This is a genomic window from Mesorhizobium sp. M0571 (assembly GCF_040320985.1).
Classification (GTDB): Bacteria; Pseudomonadota; Alphaproteobacteria; order Rhizobiales; family Rhizobiaceae; genus Mesorhizobium.
In genome coordinates this window covers 18,300-34,465 of record NZ_JAMYQT010000013.1, presented here as the reverse complement: position 1 = coordinate 34,465, position 16,166 = coordinate 18,300, and the positions used below count along the sequence as shown (strand labels likewise).

The following is a 16,166-nucleotide window of genomic DNA, read 5'->3' as shown; positions in this document are numbered from 1 at the left end:
GCTCGGCCGCTTCTGCCACAGCACATTGACCGGCGCAACAAAGCGGCCGCCGGCATTTGCGAAAGGATCAGCCGCGCCGGATCGAAAGCAGGGCGACGACGAGCGCTATGAAACCGGCGGCCTTGAAGCCGGTGACGACCATATGGCCCGTTTCCCAGCGGCTCCGGATAGTTTCGAAATTGTCCGGGATCGGTCCGGGCACCCAGGTAGCCAGGACATCGTTTGCCGGTTTGACCAGCGCAACCCACGCCACAAGGGCCATCAGGTAAAGCATGGTGGCGGCCAACGCCCACCAGAATGCCGGGCGGTCGCCGCGCAGCATCCATGCGAGTAGACCCGGACAGACGATCGCCGCCACGTCCAGCGGTGCGCCGATAGTCGCGAAGAATTGGAACTGAGCGTTGAAGACCGTAGTTTCACGCCAAAGCGAAGGCGACCATCTGGTCAGTCGCGGCACCGATTCTAGCACATGGGCGAAGGATGGCCCAAGGCTGAGCGCAGCGACGGTGGTGGTCAAAATCGACCAGAACAATAGGAACCCGCGGATTTCCATAGGTTCGAACAACGGAGCGAGGCCGTAGATGTTCCCGTCCGCTACCATGTTGCTTGCCGCCGAAAGTGCTGGGGCTCTATCGTCGATTGAAACCAGGTTATGATTCATGTCCCGTGCTGAACGCCTGCTCGACCTGATCCAGATACTGCGCCGTCATCGCCGGCCGGTCAGCGGTCGCAGCCTTGCAGGCGAAATGGGCGTGTCGATCCGCACGCTCTATCGCGATATTGCCGCGCTGCAGGGGCAGGGCGCGCGGATCGAGGGCGAGGCGGGATTGGGTTATGTGCTCAGGCCCGGCTTCATGCTGCCGCCCTTGATGTTCACCGACGAGGAGATCGAGGCGATCGTGCTCGGTTCGCGCTGGGTGGCCAAGCAGCCGGATTGGCGGCTTGCGAACGCTGCCACCGACGCGCTGGCCAAGGTCGCCGCGGTGCTGCCGGACGATTTGCGTGAAGATCTCGATGCCTCGACGCTGCTGGTCGGATCGCGCACCGAGGTCATCGAAGGCATCGATCTCGGCGTGGTGCGGCAGGCCATCCGCGAGGAGCACAAGCTGAGCTTTGTCTATCGCGATGCCGGCGGCGCTGCCTCCGAGCGCACCGTCTGGCCATTTGCGCTCGGCTTCTTCGACAAGGTGCGCGTCGTCGCGGCGTGGTGCGAGATGCGCCAGGACTTCAGACACTTTCGCGCCGATCGGATATCCGGCCTCAACGCCACCGAGATGCGCTATCCGCGCCGTCGCCAGGTGCTGCTGAGGGAATGGCGGGCGACGCTCGACAAGCCAAGCTAAGGCTGCTGCCCAGGTTAAAGGCTGCCCGCAATAAAGGCTGCTGCCAGAATCTGGCAGTGGGATGCCTTATGCTCCTCCAGTCGAAACCATCTGGAGAGCAATTCATGACACCGCCCAATTTCGTCATCCTCTATGTCGACAAGCCTGAGTACAGCGGCGCCTTTTATAGCGCTCTGCTCGGGCGGGAGCCGGTCGATACCTCGCCGACCTTCGTGCTGTTCGTGCTCGACAACGGCTTCAAGCTCGGCCTCTGGTCGCGTCACACGGTGGAGCCGGCCGCCGCGGCAGCAGGTGGCGGCGCCGAGGTCGTCTTTGCGCTGGATACGCCTGCAGCCGTCGACGCCACCCATGCCGAGTGGGCCGGCCGCGGCCTGACAATCCTGCAGAGCCCGGCCGACATGGATTTCGGCCGGACCTTCGTCGCGCTCGATCCGGATAACCACCGGCTGCGGGTTTATTGGCAAAGGGAATAAGGCAGTAGGTTAGTAAGGCAGTAAGGCAGTAGGTGAATAGGAAATATGATTGGCACGAAGCCGCACGATTGGTACGGCTCCCTACTGCCCTACTGCCCTACTGCCCTACTGCCCTACTGCCCTACTGCCCTACTGCCCTACTGCCCTACGCTTGCGCGATACACGGCAATGCCGGCGGCGAGGTCCTCGAGGGCCGCACCGACCGACTTGAACAGCGTGATCTCGTCATCGCTCTGCCGACCTTTTTTCTGGCCGCGTGCCAGTTCATGCAGGTCTGCGACGATGGCTTCCGGTTTCAGCACGCCGGAGGCCAGCGGCTGGACGATATCGCCGGCTTCCTTGATGGCGCCAGCGCGGGTGTCGACATAGACGCGGGCGCGTGCAATCGCGTCGTCGTCGCTTTCGCGCATCGCCGGCGTGAAGCCGCCAACCAGATCGACATGGGCTCCTGGCTTCAAGAGTGCGCCCTTGATCAGTGGCGTGGTGGTGATGGTCGCCGACGACACGATATCGGCCTGGCCGAGTTCGGCGTCGAGATCGCCTGCTGCTTCGGCCGCAAAACCCTCGGCACGCAATTTTGCCGCGAGCTTTTCGGCATTGGCCGGCGTGCGGTTCCAGATGCGGATGTTCTTGATCGGCCGCACCGCCGAATGCGCCTTTGCAAGGAATGGCGACAGCGCGCCGGCGCCGACCACCAGCAGCCGCGAGGCGTCCTCGCGGGCCAGATACGAGGCGGCCAGCGCCGAGGCACAGGCCGTGCGCCACTGCGTCAGCCGCTGGCCGTCGATCAAGGCCTGCGGCTCGCCGGTGGCGCCGTCGAGCAAGAGGTAAAGCCCCATCACCGCAGGCTTGCCTACGGCATTGTTGTCGGGTGACACGGTGACAATCTTGACGCCGATATGGCCATCGGCCGAGGTGCCGGCTGCGTTGAAGTCGGTCCAGGCCGGCATCAAAAGCAGCGTCGAGGCGGCGCCATCGGGCCGCTCGACCGTGTGATGGTGCCTGATCGGCTGCACAGCGCCGTCGCGAAAAGCGGCGCGCAACGTCTCGACCAGCCCGGAAAAGGTCAGCGCACGGTCGACCTCGGCGGCGGAAATGGTCAGCATGGAAGGCTCCGTGGAGAAATAGGCCAGCTGCGCTTCAGGCCCGAACCGCGGCTCAGTTCGTCGGCTTCGGCAAGGCCGGGCCCTGCGCCGCGGTGGGCGCGCGGCTGACCGCCTGGCGCAGGTTCTCAGCCTCGGCGCCGCGCTGGCGCGCCAGCTTGCGGTAGCGACCCTGCTTGATCCAGGTCGCCAGGCTGCCGACGATCATGCCGATGGCCAGCGCCAGGAACAGGAAAATGAAGAGCGGCACGGTCAGCGTCAGCGCCGGATTGCCGGGATTGAACGGATCGAGCGTGAAGGCCACCGGTTCGCGGTTGGCGACGGCCAGCGCAATCAGGATGACGGCCAGCGGCACGAAAACCACGATGAGGATGAAGCGATTGAACATGTTTTTCCGTTCGGAAGAAAAGGCAGGAGCGGGTCGGCGGGCGCCGCGCCTATTTGCCTCCGTTCAGCCTTTCACGCAATTCCTTGCCGGTCTTGAAGAACGGCACCCATTTCTCCTCGACCTCGACGGATTCGCCGGTACGCGGATTGCGGCCGGTGCGGGCAGGGCGGTTTTTCACCGAAAACGCACCGAAGCCGCGCAGCTCGACCCGGTTGCCCTCGGCAAGGGCGTCGGTGATTTCATCGAAGATGGCGCCGACAATGTTTTCGACGTCGCGCAGGAAAAGATGCGGGTTGCGCGTGGCGATGATCTGCACAAGTTCGGATTTGATCATGAAAAGGCTCCCCGTGAAAGCAGTGCCGTCGAAATTATCAGAATGATTTTATTTGCTTTTCTCACTCGTCTCAAGGGTGCCAGACGGAAACGAGACCGTCAAGAAACAAGCGGTCCGCTCCAATTTCGTGAAGGACGTCGCCGCCATAGCCGGGCAGGCCAAGCGCACCGCCGATGGTCTGCGCCATCGTCTTGGAGAACAGGAAACCGCTGCGTTTTTCCGTGTCCTTCCATTCCACCACTTTGAGCTTGGCATCGACACCCTTGCCTGCAAGCCAGTCAATCGCTTCGGCCTCGCCGCCGACCGCGTCGATCAATCTGTTGGTGACCGCCTGCCGGCCGGTGAAGATCGATCCGTCGGCGAGCGCCAGCACCTCCGGTTTGGTCATGTTGCGGCGTTCGGCGACGATGCCGACGAACCAGTCGTAGCTGTCGAGAATGAGCTTGCGGACCATGGCGCGCTCATCATCATTGGTCGGCTTGAAGGGAGACGGCGAGGCCTTCAAGGGCGAGGATTTCACCTCCTCCAGCTTAATGCCAAGCTTGTCCATAAGGCCGCTGACGTCCGGGTACTGGATCAGCACGCCGATCGAGCCGACGATCGATGATTTGCGTGCGACAATATGGTCGGCCGCGGTGGCGATCATATAACCCGCCGACGCGGCGAGCGTGCCGACCTCGGCCACCACCGGCTTGTCGGCGGCGAGCTTGCGCACTTCCTCGTAGATCGACTCGCCACCGACGGTGGTGCCGCCGGGTGAATCGATCGACAGGATCACAGCCTTGACGCGCGGCGACTGACGGATGGCTTCCAGCCGCTTGATCAGTTCTTCGTCTTCGGTGATGGTACCTTCGATCTTGACCTTGGCAATGTGGTCGACAGCCGCGCCAGTGAAGTCGTCGCCATAAATCCAGGCGGAAAAGGCGATCAGCCCGGCTGCTGCGACAACAATCGCCGCAACACGCCAGAATGTCAGCTTGCGGCGCAAGCGGCGGCGGTCGATCAGGTCGTCGGCTCTCAATGCCATGGTCAGCCTCGTAGTCGGTGGGAGCAGATGCTTTTAAAGCAACCATTCGCGCCCGGCTACCGTTTCCTGACGGCCTTGCGCCAAAGGCCGTCTTCGGCGTTCGCGGCACGCTTCAACCTGTCACGTTTACAGGCTCTAACACTCTGCGCCCATATCTGGTATGAGGTACAGGCGCGCCGGGGGCATTTTCGTTGTACAGGGGCGGTTGTCACATTTTTGCGGTTTTCCTCGGCTTGTGCTTGCTTGAGGGCGCCGGCACCCCACCTATAGGGCGGCCTGGCGGGCAGGGGTTTAGAAGAAGCAGTCATGTTAGCGGGACCAATCGAACCGACCAACACCGAGACGGAGTTGGCTCCCAAGGCCGCAGGCTGGGCGCGGGTCGACGCGTTTGACATTGCGCAGCGTCATTCGCGCCGGGTCCGGATTCTCAAGCTGGCCGTGCCGCTGGTCGCCGCCGTGATCGCGGTCGCGTTTCCGGTCTATTCCTATCTCATGGCCCCCGCTGCAATCGAGGTGCAGGCCGACGGCGGCGCCTTTGCCGATGGCAAGCTGGTGATGGCCAATCCCAAACTCAACGGCTTCACCAAGCAGAATCTGCCCTATTCGATGACGGCCCTGCGCGCCATACAGGACGTTAGCAAACAAGGCATCATCGACCTGGAAGGCATCAAGGCCAAGCTGCCGATTGCGGCCGACAACACGGCCGCCATCGATGCCACGCACGGCACCTATGATCGCGACGGCAACACGCTCAGCCTGACCAGCGACGTGACGGTGTCGACCACGGATGGCGTGGTGGCAAAATTCAAATCGGTCTATCTCGACATCGGCGAAGGCACTATGAAGACAAGCGAGCCCGTCGACGTCAGCCGCGGCGGGTCGCGGATCAGGGCGGATTCGATGTCGGTCCAGGACAATGGCAAGGTCCTGGTTTTCGAGAACAAGGTGCGCGTCGACATCGATCCCGCCAGCCTGAAGGCGGCAGAGGCAAAGAGCGGAGAGACCAATGTGGTTCAGTAGTTCGGCACGGCGCCTCGCTGCGATTTCGGCGTTGCTAACCTTGGGGCTGACCTTGGGGACGGCGCCGTCGCTGGCGCAGTCCAAGGCGACCAGCCAAATGTCCGGCCTCAGGCTGTCGGGCGACAAGCCGATCCAGATCGAAAGCGACAAGCTCGAGGTGCGTCAAGCGGAAAGCGTTGCCGTCTTCACGGGCAACGTCAACGTCGTCCAGGGTCCAACTGTGCTCAAGGCCGGCAAAATGACGGTCTATTACGTCAGGGATGCAGGCGCCGCCAAAGGCGCCCAGCCGGCGGGTGCCGCGGCAATGACCGGATCCGCCAACATCGACCATCTCGAGGTCGACGATAAGGTCTACATCAAATCGGACAATCAGGTTGCCACCGGCGACCGCGGCACCTTCGACATGAAGACCGAAGTGCTGGTGCTTTCGGGCAGCAAGGTCGTGCTCTCGCAAGGCGACAACGTGCTTGTCGGCTGCAAGCTCACCGTGCAGATGAAGAGCGGCCTTGCCCAGGTCGACGCCTGCGGCGGCCGTGTCATGATGTCGATCACGCCGCCGGCGAAGTCCGGAGCAGCGAAACCCTGATGACCGGCATATCGTCGCTGCTGGCGCGTCTTCCAGGGCGCGCCGCTAGCAAACTTGCGGCACCGGCCAGGGTCACCGTTGAAGCGGCAAAGTTCAAGGGAACCTTGATCGCCAAGGGGCTGACCAAAAGTTACAAGGGCCGCAAAGTCGTCAGCGGCGTAACGCTGGGCGTGCGCGCCGGCGAGGCGGTTGGGCTGCTCGGCCCCAACGGTGCCGGCAAGACGACCTGTTTTTACATGGTGACCGGCCTGGTGCCGGTTGACGAAGGCACCATCGAAATCGACGGTTTCGACGTCACATCGATGCCGATGTATCGCCGCGCCCGTCTTGGCATCGGCTATTTGCCGCAGGAAGCATCGATTTTTCGCGGCCTGAACGTCGAGCAAAACATCCGGGCCGTGCTCGAAGTGGTCGAAAAGAGCCGCAAGGAGCGTGAGCGCCTGCTCGACGAATTGCTTGAGGAATTCCACATCAGCCATCTGCGCAAGGCTCCGTCGCTGTCGCTCTCCGGCGGTGAGCGGCGGCGCCTCGAAATCGCACGCGCGTTGGCCACGCGCCCCGCCTACATGCTGCTCGACGAACCTTTCGCCGGCATTGATCCGATCGCCGTCGCCGACATCCAGCAGCTCGTGCGCCATCTGACGGCACGCGGCATCGGCGTGCTCATCACCGACCATAATGTCCGCGAGACACTTGGCCTGATCGACCGCGCCTATATCATCCATGCCGGCCAGGTGTTGACCCATGGCCGGGCCGACGAAGTGGTCGCAAATGCCGATGTGCGGCGGCTTTATCTCGGCGAGGGATTTACGCTCTAAATGCGAACTTCCGGTTCGAACGCGATTTCCGGCGTAGTCCAGTAGCTTTTTCTTCAATTTTCTGCCTGAAATCGTGCTGGCAGGCGAGTTTTGCCGCTCCTCGTCTTGACAAGCAAAAGCCGGGCCAGTTTCTATGCTGGCCTGGAAAATTCTTTCCAGCAGTGCGGGTGCGTAGACGGGGCGTTTGAAACCGAACCATGGCGTTGGCGGCAAAACTACAGCTACGACAGTCGCAGTCGCTGGTGATGACGCCGCAGCTGATGCAGTCGATCCGGCTGCTACAGTTCACCCACCTCGAGCTGGAACGCTTCATCGACGACGAGATCGAACGCAATCCCCTGCTGGAACGCGCCGAACCGCAGGAGGACGCCGCCAGCGACCAGGCGCAGAAGAGCGACGCCGCACCGGAATCGGCCGCCGGCGGCGACTGGTTCGAAGCGGAGACGGCGTGGAGCGCCGAGGCGATCTCGGAAAAGCTCGATACGTCGCTGGAAAACCTGTTTCCCGACGATCCCGGTACGAGCGAGCGGCTCGGGCCCGACCTGACGGCGCAATGGAAATCGGCGTCCGGCAACAGTTCGGCGTCTTCCTCCGACGGCTTCGACGTCGCAGATATGGCGGCGGCTGCCATCACGCTGCGCGACCATGTCGGCGAGCAGGTGGCGCTCGCCTTTGCCGATCCGGCGGCGCGCCTGATCGCCGGCGAGCTTGCCGATGGCCTCGACGAGGCCGGCTACATGCGTGCGGATATGGCCGAGATCGCGGCCCGCCTCGGCACGGACGCCACGGCGGTGGCAAAGGCGCTGGCGATCTGCCAGACATTCGAGCCTGCCGGCATCTTCGCCCGCGACCTCGCCGAGTGCCTGTCGCTGCAGCTTGCCGTGCGCGACCGGCTCGATCCGGCGATGAAGGCGCTGATCGCCAATCTCGAACTCCTGGCACGGCGCGATTTCCAGACGCTGAAGCGAATTTGCGGCGTCGACGAGGAGGATCTGCTCGACATGCTAGCCGAAATCCGGGCGCTCGACCCGCGGCCGGGAATGGCGTTTTCGCGCGGTGCCAGCGATGCGATCGTGGCCGACGTCGAGGTGCGCGCAGCCAATGACGGCAGCTGGACGGTCGAGCTCAATGCCGAGACGCTGCCGCGCGTGCTGGTCGATCACATCTATTTCGCCCAGGTCACGCCACATGCGAAAAACCAGGCGGAAAAGGATTTCCTCGCCGAATGCCTGCAGAACGCCAACTGGCTGACGCGCAGTCTCGACCAGCGGGCGAAGACCATCCTCAAGGTGGCCTCTGAGATCGTGCGCCAGCAGGACGCTTTTCTCGTCCACGGCGTGCGGCACCTAAAGCCGCTCAACCTGCGCACGGTGGCGGACGCCATCGGCATGCACGAATCAACGGTCAGCCGGGTCACGGCAAACAAATACATGCTGACGCCGCGCGGCGTGTTTGAGCTGCGCTATTTCTTCACCGCCTCGATCGCTTCGTCAGGTGGCGGCGATGCGCATTCGTCGGAAGCGGTGCGCGATCGCATAAAGCAGCTGATCGACGAGGAGAAAGCCGTCGATGTGCTTTCCGACGATGCCATCGTGGACATGCTGCGGGAAAGCGGCGTCGACATCGCCAGGCGCACGGTTGCCAAATACCGGGAAGGCATGAACATACCCTCTTCGGTGCAACGGCGGCGCGAAAAACGCGCTTTGGCCAGCGCCGGTCGTTGAGTTTCGGCGGAATTTCCACAGCTTTCGCCTTTCATTGACAAGCGGCAACGAAGTGGCTAGAAGCCCGCCCGCATGAGACGGGCTGGCGAGTGGATTTGAGTTCGCTGATGCCCGCACGAGAGATGGTCCGTCACGACGTAGGCCACGGGACGGCCAAGAAGGCGGCTTGTGATCAACCGGAAAGTTCGGATTTAAAATCGGCGCAAGTGACGCCGCAAAAGCTTGTGCGCACGGACCACGAGTATAAACTCGGGACAGTTTGAAGCCTGAGCAAGGAAGGTCAGTTTTCAGATGACACTGCGCATATCGGGAAAACACATGGACATCGGCGATGCGTTCCGTACGCGCATCACCGACCGTGTCGGGGAAGTGATCGGGAAATATTTCGATCGGGGCTTTTCAGGGCAAATCGTAGTCGTCAAATCGGGGTCGCGCTACACGGCCGATTGCATGATCCGGCTGGATTCCGGCACTTCGCTGCAGGCGACCGGCGATGCCCAGGATCCGACGCTTGCCTTCGATGCCGCGGCGGATCGTCTGGAAACCCGCCTCAGGCGCTACAAGCGCCGGCTGAAGTCGCACAATTCAGGCAATGCCAACGGCGAACCCACCGACGTCGCCTATACGGTGATGGCGCCGCTTGCCGACGATGATGAAGACATACCGGAGAATTTCGCGCCGGCCATCGTCGCCGAATCGACCATGACGCTGCGGACCATGTCGGTAGCGTCAGCCGTGATCGAGCTCGACACCAAGGACAGCCCGGTCCTCGTCTTCCGCAATGCCGGAAACGACCATCTCAACATCGTCTATCGCCGGCCGGACGGGAATATCGGCTGGATCGACCCGTCTACGGCCAAGGTCGCGCAGGGGTAAAAACCAGCCGCACGCGAGCGTGAGGACTGGCGACGGCAGGCGAACAAGGGATTTCAAGCATGGATCTGAGCGATCTCGTCAACGTTCCGGCAATCATGCCGGCGTTGAAGGCGAACTCCAAAAAGCAGCTGCTGCAATTGCTGTCTGAGAGGGCGGCGGCGATTTCCGGCATTCCGGAGCGGGAGGTGTTCGATACCATCCTGCAGCGCGAGCGGCTGGGTTCAACCGGCGTCGGCAACGGCATCGCCATTCCGCATGGCAAACTGGCCGGGGTGAAGCGGATCGCCGGCGTTTTTGCCCGGCTGGAGACACCGGTCGATTTCGAGGCCCTCGATGACCAGCCGGTCGACCTGGTGTTTCTGCTTCTGGCCCCCGAAGGTGCCGGCGCCGACCACCTCAAGGCGCTGTCGCGCATCGCGCGGGTGCTGCGCGATGCCGACACGGTTGCCAAGATCAGGGGCACGCGCGACGCCGTGGCCATCCACGCGCTGCTGTCGGACACGCAGGCCTCGCACGCCGCCTAGATGCATTGGGATTGAAGATACCGCTGGCTGAAATCCTTCAGGGGCCGCCGTGAGCGGCCCTATCCATTTCAGCCGGAAGACCGCCCGTCTCTTCAACGCCTAATGAATGGCGACGGTGACGAGGTCGTTTTCCATGGCGCCGGCCAGCGCCCGGTCACGAGCGTCCGAAAGCAGGATCGGCTGGCCATTGGCGGCAAACAGCGCCCACAGTTCCATGCCCGGCGCGATTTCGCCGAGGCCTGGGAAACGCCCGCGCAGATCGTCGCTCGACACTTTCCTGAGATAGGCGACCGAACCTTCGCCGAGATGGGCGAATTCGCCGCTGGTCATGATGATATTTTCGTCAGTTCTGGTCATTTCAAGCCTCCTTGCCGCGAGACGCCGCTCAAGGCCATCCCGCATGAGAGCTATCGGCAAAAATCAGTCTTTCACCGATATGTTTATTTTTCGTACCAGCCGTTCGGACTCCGGCCGATCGAGATCGATCGACAAAAGGCCGTTCTTCAATTCCGCCGCAATCACCCGCATACCGTCGGCCAGCACGAAACAGCGCTGGAACTGGCGCGCGGCGATGCCACGGTGGAGGAATTCGCGCTCGGTGTCGTCGTTCTGACGGCCTCGCACGACCAACTGGTTCTCCTCCGTGGAGACATCGAGATCGCTTTCCGCGAAACCGGCGACGGCGAGCGTGATACGCAGCCTTTCGGTCTTGCCGTCGGCACCGCTGAGGCGCTCGATGTTGTAGGGAGGATAGCTGTCACCTGACTTAGCCAAGCGCTCCAGCGTCTTTTCCATAGAATCGAAACCGAGGAGAAGCGGGCTGGAAAAAGGCGTCATTCGGCTCATGTTACAGTGTCCTCTCAAGAGCGACATAAAGTGGAAAAACCCGGATGGCATTTTTCCCGATGGTCTTGATATGGTCCGCCGCCCGGCAGACTTCAAGCCGTCACACATCCCGCCCAAAAAGACTTGCCAAAACAAGGAATTGAAATGCCCCAATCCCGCAGGATCATCATCGACACGGACCCCGGCCAGGACGATGCCGTCGCCATATTGCTGGCGCTCGGCAGCGCCGAGCTGGAGATCGTCGGCATCACCGCGGTGGCCGGCAACGTGCCGCTGAAACTTACCGAAAAAAACGCCCGCAAGATCTGCGAGTTGGCCGGTCGGCCGGACGTCAAGGTCTATGCCGGCGCCATCCGGCCGCTGGCGCGCGAACTCGTCACCGCTGAGGAAGTGCATGGCAAGACCGGCCTCAACGGACCGCAACTGCCCGAACCAAAGATGAAGCTGCAGGACGAGTATGCGGTCGATTTCATCGTCGAGACGCTGATGAACGAGGAGAGCGGAACGATCACGCTTTGCGCGCTCGGGCCGCTCACCAATGTTGCGCTGGCGCTGATCCGCGAGCCCAAGATCGCGCCGCGCATCAAGGAGATCGTGCTGATGGGCGGCGGCTTCTTCGAGGGCGGCAATGTCACGCCGACCGCCGAATTCAACATCTATGTCGACCCGCACGCCGCCGATGTCGTGTTCAAATCGGGCATTCCGATCATCATGATGCCGCTCGACGTCACCCATAAGGCGCTGACCACCGCCAAGCGCACGAAGGCTTTCCGCAAGCTCGGCACCAGGGTCGGCACGGCGACGGCGGATATGCTGGAATTCTTCGAACGCTTCGACGAGGAGAAATACGGCACCGATGGCGGCCCGCTGCACGATCCTTGCGTGATCGCCTATCTGTTGAAGCCGAAGCTGTTCAAGGGCCGCAATTGCAATGTCAGCGTGGAAATGGCCTCGGAGCTCACCATGGGCATGACGGTGATCGACTGGTGGGGGGTGACCAAGCGGCCGAAGAACGCCATGGTGATGCGCGACATCGACCACGATGCGTTTTTCGCGCTGCTGCTGGAAAGGTTGGGGCGGCTTTAAGGGCCGCTCAGTCGTTGAGCAGGCGGTAGGTGGAGGTGCCGTTCTGGCGATGTTGTTCTTCGACCGAGACTTCCGATCCGATCATGTGGGGCGTTTCCACCTCACCATCGACTAATATCACTGCGTTGCTGTCATCGAGACGGACTTCATATCTATAATGAAATCCTTGGCCGACGGAAACTTTCGGATTTAGCGGCATCGTCGTAACGTATTCGACGATGCCTCCTACGCGTTGCGTGCCGACAATCGGGCTATTCTGCCTTGTTACAATCGGCACGACGATCGCAAGCGCGAATGCACAAAAGAAAGTGATGCCGACAACTCTATCGCGAAACTCTTCTTGCAGCAGAAGAAAGCGGTTCCTAAGAGAAAGATTTGTCGGCCCCATCCCCTATATTTGAGTGGAGTATGGGCCTTGTTCAAGAACGATTCCACAAAGAAAGATCTGACGCTCGCTTCGCCTTAGAAAACGGCTTCGGTGATCGGATGGCCGTTCAATTTGCAAACCGGTAAAAGATGGCGCCGTTGTCGCGCGTGACGCGCTCGATGCCGACGCGCGAGCCGATCAGATGCGGGAGGTCGTCGTAAACCAGGACCGTCGAACCGTTCTCAAGGAACAGCAGATATTGGATATTCCGCCCCTTACCCTGTCCACTTTTGATTGTTGCATCGACCGGGTCAACCGACCGGATCGGGCTTGCGTCATTCGCCCATTTGTTCAGAGCCGACGGAACCATCACCGCGAACAAAGTGATGAGCAGAATCACGCCAAACGCGTTCCTTTTCAAATCCGCATAAGTCCACGGCATAGACATAAATCCCTCAGTGCAGATTTATGTGGTTGCACGAACGCTGACTTTCAATCAGTCTTTTGTTCCGCGTGATGTTACTGTTCGTGACGCCGGGTTCGCGGCTGTTACTTCGCCTTGGAAAACGCCAGCCACAGGCCGCCGCCGACCAGGAAGCTGCCGCTGATCCTCGACAGCAGCTTGACGCGGCCGGCCGACAGCAGGCGTCCGGCGCGGCCGGCGGCCAGCGCGTATGTTGAATCCGACACGGCGGCGAAGATCATCGCGGTAAGACCCATGACCACGATCTGCAGCGCGTAGTTGCCTTCGGGAGAAATAAACTGCGGAAAGAAAGCGCCGAAGAACACCAGCGTCTTCGGATTGCTGACCGCCACCAGCAGGCCTTGCAGGAAAAAGCCGCCGCGCGGTTTTTTCGCCGTTCCGTCGGCGTTCAGCTTGCCTTTCGAGCGGAACATCTGCACGCCCATCCAGATCAGGTAGGCGGCGCCGATCAGCCGGACCCACTCGAACCAGTGGCCCATGCCCGCGATCAGCGAAGTCAATCCGATGCCGACGATGGCGATCATGATGGCCAGCCCGGCCTGCGTGCCGGTGACATTGGCGAGACCGGCGCGCGAGCCGTGGCGGATGCTGTTGGCGATGATCAGCGTGACCGTCGGCCCCGGCACAAGGATGATGACGATGCAGGCGACGACATAGGTGGCATAAAGTTCCAGCGACATTTTTCCCTCCGCAGAATGCCGCTCGTGCGGCGCGGCGTCGCGATCAATGCATGGCGACGGGTTGGGCGCAAGTCGGTGAGGCGCCGACAATGCGGAACTGACTTCAGCAGGCGCCGGCCTGCCACGGCAGCGTCGCCTCATAGGCGGCAGCCGCCCTCAGCACCGAGAGGTCGTCGCGCGGCGGCCCGATCAATTGCATGCCCATCGGCCTGCCCTTGGCGTCGAAGCCGGCCGGCACGTTGACCGCCGGGCAGCCGGCCATCGTGGCAAGCACTGAAACCTGCATCCAGCGGTGATAGCTGTCCATGGTCCGGCCGGCGACTTCACGTGGCCAGGGGATGTCGACAGCGAAGGGAAAGACTTGCGCGCTCGGCAACGCAACCAGGTCGAAACGATCGAACAGCGACAGCAATGTTAGGTACCAGGATGAACGGACGACCGAGGCTGCATGGACCTGAGCGGCGGTGAGGCGAAGCGCGCTTTCCACTTCCCAGACGGTTTCCGGTTTCAGGAGATTGCGTTTGTTCGGATCGTCATAGTGGATCCTGAGCGCGCAGCCATTGTTTGCCTGGCGCAGTATCACGAAGGCTTGCCATAACGCCTCGAAGTCGAAATCCGACACCAGAGGCTCGATCAGGAACGATACACCGGCGAGCCGGCCGAGAGCGGTCTCGCAAAGCTCGAGAATTCCCGGTTCGACCGGCAAATGGCCGTCGAGATCGCCCAGCCAGGCGACGTGGCCACCGGCGGATGGCAGTTCCATTGCTTGAAGGAATGAACCCGGTTTGTCGTTGTGGGATAGCGGCGATCGAGGGTGATAGCCGGCCTGCACGTCGAGCAGCAGCGCCATGTCGCGCACGCTTCGCCCCATCGGGCCTTTCACCCCCATCTGGGCATGAAACACATCCAGGCTCGGACCATTCGGTACCAGCCCCTGCGACGGGCGGAAGCCATAGACGTTGTTGTAGGCGGCCGGGTTGCGCAGCGAGCCACCCAGATCGCTGCCATCGGCGATGGGAACCATGTCGAGGGCGAGCGCCACGGCGGCGCCGCCGCTCGAGCCGCCGGCGGTCAGCGCCGGGTCGAATGCGTTGAGCGTCTGTCCGAACACGGTATTGTAGGTGTTGGAGCCAAGCCCGAATTCGGGAACGTTGGTCTTGCCGATGATGATGGCGCCGGCCTGGCGAAGACGCTCAACGAAGAAATCATCCTCAGCCGGGATAAAGCCAGCGAAGATCGGCGAGCCGAAAGTGGTGGCAATGCCCCTGGTCAGAGCGAGATCCTTGATGGCGATCGGCAGGCCGAACAGGGACCCGGCATGGCCATCATGCGCCAAATGAGCGTCTGCCTCGTCGGCCTCGCGCAGGATGTCGGCACGCTCACGCAATGAAACGATGGCGTTGACCAGCGGGTTCACCGCCCCGATCCGGTTGAGGAATGCCGCGATCACTTCGCGCACCGAAAGCTGTCGGCGCCTGATCCTGTCGGCAGCTCCACGGCGGACAGGCGGCAGATATCGCCGGCGGGCGGCACAGCATGCTTGGTGGTCGGGCGCATGGCCGTCGTCCCGATTCAGCCTGCGGCGTTCTGCAGGGCGGCATCGACATCCCTGGCCAGCGGGATGGCCGGCTGGGCACCGGCTTTCAGGCAGGCGAGCGAACCGGCGGCGGCAGCGCGGGCAAGCGCTTGGTCGAGCGGCAGGCCGGCTGCCAGTCCAGCAGCAAAATAGCCGGAGAACGTGTCGCCGGCGCCGACCGTGTCGAGCGGCGTGATCTTCAGCGCCGGAACCATCAGAAGATCGTCCGGCGTCGCCGCCAGAACGCCGTCTGGGCCAAGCGTGACGACGATGGTTCGGCCGGTTCTCGCGGCGTAGTCGCGCATCCGTGCCGGGCGGTCGCGGCCACTCAACGACAGCGCCTCGCCATAGAGATCGAACTCGGTTTCGTTGGCGACGAGATAGTCGGCCTTGCCGAGGAAGCCGGCCGCGTCGCCGTGAAAAGGGGCGGTGTTGAGCACGGTGACCGCTCCGGCCGTCCTTGCCGCGTCAAGCGCTGTCTCGACCGTTAGCAGCGGGACTTCCAACTGCAGCAGCACGACATCGCCGTTTTTCAGGAAAGCCTTGGAAAGGTCACCCGGCACGACCGAATCATTGGCGCCCGCCACGACGGCGATCACGTTCTCGCCGTCGGCGCCGACCATGATCAGTGCGGTACCGGTCGAGGCAAAGGTCTCGCCGACGCCGGACAGGTCGATTTTGCCGTCGCGCAGCAGCGCCAGAGCCTCGCCGGCGAAGCTGTCCTTGCCGACCGCGCCGACCATGCGCACCTTGGCGCCGGCGCGGGCGGCGGCCAGCGCCTGGTTGGCACCCTTGCCGCCGGGGGCAGTGGCGAAACCGGAGCCGCGCACCGTCTCGCCGGGACCGGGCAAGCGGTCGACACTAGCGATGAGGTCGAGATTGATGGAGCCGATGACGACGATCAAGAAGTG

At 62.4% G+C, this 16,166-nt stretch carries 20 protein-coding genes and 1 pseudogene; 9 read left to right on the top strand and 12 right to left on the bottom strand.

Annotated elements, in window-relative coordinates; genetic code table 11:
* Positions 1-67: 67 nt before the first annotated feature.
* Complete coding sequence (locus tag NKI85_RS16935; protein ID WP_352525225.1) at positions 68-553, bottom strand: anthrone oxygenase family protein; 486 nt, start codon at positions 551-553, stop codon at positions 68-70.
* A gap of 106 nt (positions 554-659) precedes the next feature.
* Between NKI85_RS16935 and NKI85_RS16930 the strand changes: the two genes are divergently transcribed.
* Both NKI85_RS16930 and NKI85_RS16925 read left to right on the top strand, forming a co-directional pair.
* Positions 660-1,343 (top strand): helix-turn-helix transcriptional regulator, encoded by a 684-nt coding sequence (locus tag NKI85_RS16930; protein ID WP_352525174.1) that lies wholly within the window; start codon positions 660-662, stop codon positions 1,341-1,343.
* A 104-nt stretch (positions 1,344-1,447) separates the two neighbouring features.
* Entirely contained in the window at positions 1,448-1,816 is a 369-nt protein-coding gene (locus NKI85_RS16925; RefSeq protein WP_352525175.1) for a VOC family protein, read from the top strand.
* A 137-nt stretch (positions 1,817-1,953) separates the two neighbouring features.
* On the opposite strand, the gene lhpI is transcribed toward NKI85_RS16925, so the two are convergent.
* The 4 genes from lhpI to sppA form a co-directional block, all read right to left on the bottom strand.
* Positions 1,954-2,922: a bifunctional Delta(1)-pyrroline-2-carboxylate/Delta(1)-piperideine-2-carboxylate reductase gene (gene lhpI / locus NKI85_RS16920; protein ID WP_352525176.1), complete on the bottom strand. Its 969-nt coding sequence runs from the start codon at positions 2,920-2,922 to the stop codon at positions 1,954-1,956.
* Positions 2,923-2,974: 52 nt separating this feature from the next.
* Positions 2,975-3,307, bottom strand: a complete 333-nt coding sequence (locus NKI85_RS16915) for a LapA family protein (RefSeq protein ID WP_352777032.1) — start codon at positions 3,305-3,307, stop codon at positions 2,975-2,977.
* Between the two features lie 49 nt (positions 3,308-3,356).
* Complete coding sequence (locus tag NKI85_RS16910; RefSeq protein ID WP_006200394.1) at positions 3,357-3,641, bottom strand: integration host factor subunit beta; 285 nt, start codon at positions 3,639-3,641, stop codon at positions 3,357-3,359.
* Between the two features lie 70 nt (positions 3,642-3,711).
* Positions 3,712-4,668, bottom strand: coding sequence for a signal peptide peptidase SppA (gene sppA / locus NKI85_RS16905; protein ID WP_352525178.1), 957 nt, complete (start codon positions 4,666-4,668; stop codon positions 3,712-3,714).
* Positions 4,669-4,974: 306 nt separating this feature from the next.
* Between sppA and lptC the strand changes: the two genes are divergently transcribed.
* The 6 genes from lptC to ptsN all read left to right on the top strand — a co-directional run bounded on the left by lptC (position 4,975) and on the right by ptsN (position 10,216).
* Positions 4,975-5,688: an LPS export ABC transporter periplasmic protein LptC gene (gene lptC / locus NKI85_RS16900; RefSeq protein WP_352525179.1), complete on the top strand. Its 714-nt coding sequence runs from the start codon at positions 4,975-4,977 to the stop codon at positions 5,686-5,688.
* Entirely contained in the window at positions 5,675-6,274 is a 600-nt protein-coding gene (locus tag NKI85_RS16895) for an LptA/OstA family protein (protein WP_352525180.1), read from the top strand. The genes lptC and NKI85_RS16895 overlap by 14 nt, the downstream gene beginning before the upstream one ends.
* Positions 6,274-7,092 (top strand): LPS export ABC transporter ATP-binding protein, encoded by an 819-nt coding sequence (gene lptB, locus NKI85_RS16890; RefSeq protein WP_292664962.1) that lies wholly within the window; start codon positions 6,274-6,276, stop codon positions 7,090-7,092. Before NKI85_RS16895 ends, lptB begins: the two co-directional genes overlap by 1 nt.
* Positions 7,093-7,289: 197 nt before the next feature.
* Complete coding sequence (gene rpoN, locus NKI85_RS16885) at positions 7,290-8,816, top strand: RNA polymerase factor sigma-54 (protein ID WP_352525182.1); 1,527 nt, start codon at positions 7,290-7,292, stop codon at positions 8,814-8,816.
* A 291-nt stretch (positions 8,817-9,107) separates the two neighbouring features.
* Positions 9,108-9,692, top strand: a complete 585-nt coding sequence (hpf, locus tag NKI85_RS16880; protein ID WP_352525184.1) for a ribosome hibernation-promoting factor, HPF/YfiA family — start codon at positions 9,108-9,110, stop codon at positions 9,690-9,692.
* A 59-nt stretch (positions 9,693-9,751) separates the two neighbouring features.
* Complete coding sequence (ptsN, locus tag NKI85_RS16875) at positions 9,752-10,216, top strand: PTS IIA-like nitrogen regulatory protein PtsN (RefSeq protein WP_023718962.1); 465 nt, start codon at positions 9,752-9,754, stop codon at positions 10,214-10,216.
* A gap of 99 nt (positions 10,217-10,315) precedes the next feature.
* Here ptsN and NKI85_RS16870 read toward each other — a convergent pair whose 3' ends face one another.
* Positions 10,316-10,573: a BQ00720 family protein gene (locus tag NKI85_RS16870; RefSeq protein ID WP_352525186.1), complete on the bottom strand. Its 258-nt coding sequence runs from the start codon at positions 10,571-10,573 to the stop codon at positions 10,316-10,318.
* A 63-nt stretch (positions 10,574-10,636) separates the two neighbouring features.
* Positions 10,637-11,062, bottom strand: coding sequence for an Hsp20 family protein (locus NKI85_RS16865; protein WP_023718964.1), 426 nt, complete (start codon positions 11,060-11,062; stop codon positions 10,637-10,639).
* A 144-nt stretch (positions 11,063-11,206) separates the two neighbouring features.
* Between NKI85_RS16865 and NKI85_RS16860 the strand changes: the two genes are divergently transcribed.
* The gene (locus NKI85_RS16860) at positions 11,207-12,148 is read left to right on the top strand and encodes a nucleoside hydrolase (protein WP_352525187.1); all 942 of its coding nucleotides are present in this window, start codon (positions 11,207-11,209) and stop codon (positions 12,146-12,148) included.
* 7 nt (positions 12,149-12,155) lie between these two features.
* Here the strand turns inward: NKI85_RS16860 and NKI85_RS16855 are convergent, their stop codons facing one another.
* The 5 genes and pseudogenes from NKI85_RS16855 to NKI85_RS16835 form a co-directional block, all read right to left on the bottom strand.
* Positions 12,156-12,536, bottom strand: a complete 381-nt coding sequence (locus NKI85_RS16855) for a hypothetical protein (protein WP_352525188.1) — start codon at positions 12,534-12,536, stop codon at positions 12,156-12,158.
* A 106-nt stretch (positions 12,537-12,642) separates the two neighbouring features.
* Complete coding sequence (locus tag NKI85_RS16850; RefSeq protein ID WP_352525189.1) at positions 12,643-12,915, bottom strand: hypothetical protein; 273 nt, start codon at positions 12,913-12,915, stop codon at positions 12,643-12,645.
* Between the two features lie 149 nt (positions 12,916-13,064).
* On the bottom strand, positions 13,065-13,679 hold the full coding sequence (locus NKI85_RS16845) for a LysE family translocator (protein ID WP_352525190.1): 615 nt from the start codon (positions 13,677-13,679) through the stop codon (positions 13,065-13,067).
* A 103-nt stretch (positions 13,680-13,782) separates the two neighbouring features.
* Positions 13,783-15,236: pseudogene (locus NKI85_RS16840) on the bottom strand (amidase).
* Between the two features lie 15 nt (positions 15,237-15,251).
* A complete protein-coding gene (locus NKI85_RS16835; protein WP_352525191.1) occupies positions 15,252-16,160 on the bottom strand; it encodes a ribokinase in 909 nt (302 codons plus the stop codon).
* Positions 16,161-16,166 lie beyond the last annotated feature (6 nt).

What these genes read in the sequence shown, in the direction of transcription:
- NKI85_RS16935 (WP_352525225.1), bottom strand. Translation starts at nt 553, where the DNA reads ATGGAAATCCGCGGGTTCCTATTGTTCTGGTCGATTTTGACCACCACC.
- NKI85_RS16930 (WP_352525174.1), top strand. Translation starts at nt 660, where the DNA reads ATGTCCCGTGCTGAACGCCTGCTCGACCTGATCCAGATACTGCGCCGT.
- NKI85_RS16925 (WP_352525175.1), top strand. Translation starts at nt 1,448, where the DNA reads ATGACACCGCCCAATTTCGTCATCCTCTATGTCGACAAGCCTGAGTAC.
- lhpI (WP_352525176.1), bottom strand. Translation starts at nt 2,922, where the DNA reads ATGCTGACCATTTCCGCCGCCGAGGTCGACCGTGCGCTGACCTTTTCC.
- NKI85_RS16915 (WP_352777032.1), bottom strand. Translation starts at nt 3,307, where the DNA reads ATGTTCAATCGCTTCATCCTCATCGTGGTTTTCGTGCCGCTGGCCGTC.
- NKI85_RS16910 (WP_006200394.1), bottom strand. Translation starts at nt 3,641, where the DNA reads ATGATCAAATCCGAACTTGTGCAGATCATCGCCACGCGCAACCCGCAT.
- sppA (WP_352525178.1), bottom strand. Translation starts at nt 4,668, where the DNA reads ATGGCATTGAGAGCCGACGACCTGATCGACCGCCGCCGCTTGCGCCGC.
- lptC (WP_352525179.1), top strand. Translation starts at nt 4,975, where the DNA reads ATGTTAGCGGGACCAATCGAACCGACCAACACCGAGACGGAGTTGGCT.
- NKI85_RS16895 (WP_352525180.1), top strand. Translation starts at nt 5,675, where the DNA reads ATGTGGTTCAGTAGTTCGGCACGGCGCCTCGCTGCGATTTCGGCGTTG.
- lptB (WP_292664962.1), top strand. Translation starts at nt 6,274, where the DNA reads ATGACCGGCATATCGTCGCTGCTGGCGCGTCTTCCAGGGCGCGCCGCT.
- rpoN (WP_352525182.1), top strand. Translation starts at nt 7,290, where the DNA reads ATGGCGTTGGCGGCAAAACTACAGCTACGACAGTCGCAGTCGCTGGTG.
- hpf (WP_352525184.1), top strand. Translation starts at nt 9,108, where the DNA reads ATGACACTGCGCATATCGGGAAAACACATGGACATCGGCGATGCGTTC.
- ptsN (WP_023718962.1), top strand. Translation starts at nt 9,752, where the DNA reads ATGGATCTGAGCGATCTCGTCAACGTTCCGGCAATCATGCCGGCGTTG.
- NKI85_RS16870 (WP_352525186.1), bottom strand. Translation starts at nt 10,573, where the DNA reads ATGACCAGAACTGACGAAAATATCATCATGACCAGCGGCGAATTCGCC.
- NKI85_RS16865 (WP_023718964.1), bottom strand. Translation starts at nt 11,062, where the DNA reads ATGAGCCGAATGACGCCTTTTTCCAGCCCGCTTCTCCTCGGTTTCGAT.
- NKI85_RS16860 (WP_352525187.1), top strand. Translation starts at nt 11,207, where the DNA reads ATGCCCCAATCCCGCAGGATCATCATCGACACGGACCCCGGCCAGGAC.
- NKI85_RS16855 (WP_352525188.1), bottom strand. Translation starts at nt 12,536, where the DNA reads ATGGGGCCGACAAATCTTTCTCTTAGGAACCGCTTTCTTCTGCTGCAA.
- NKI85_RS16845 (WP_352525190.1), bottom strand. Translation starts at nt 13,679, where the DNA reads ATGTCGCTGGAACTTTATGCCACCTATGTCGTCGCCTGCATCGTCATC.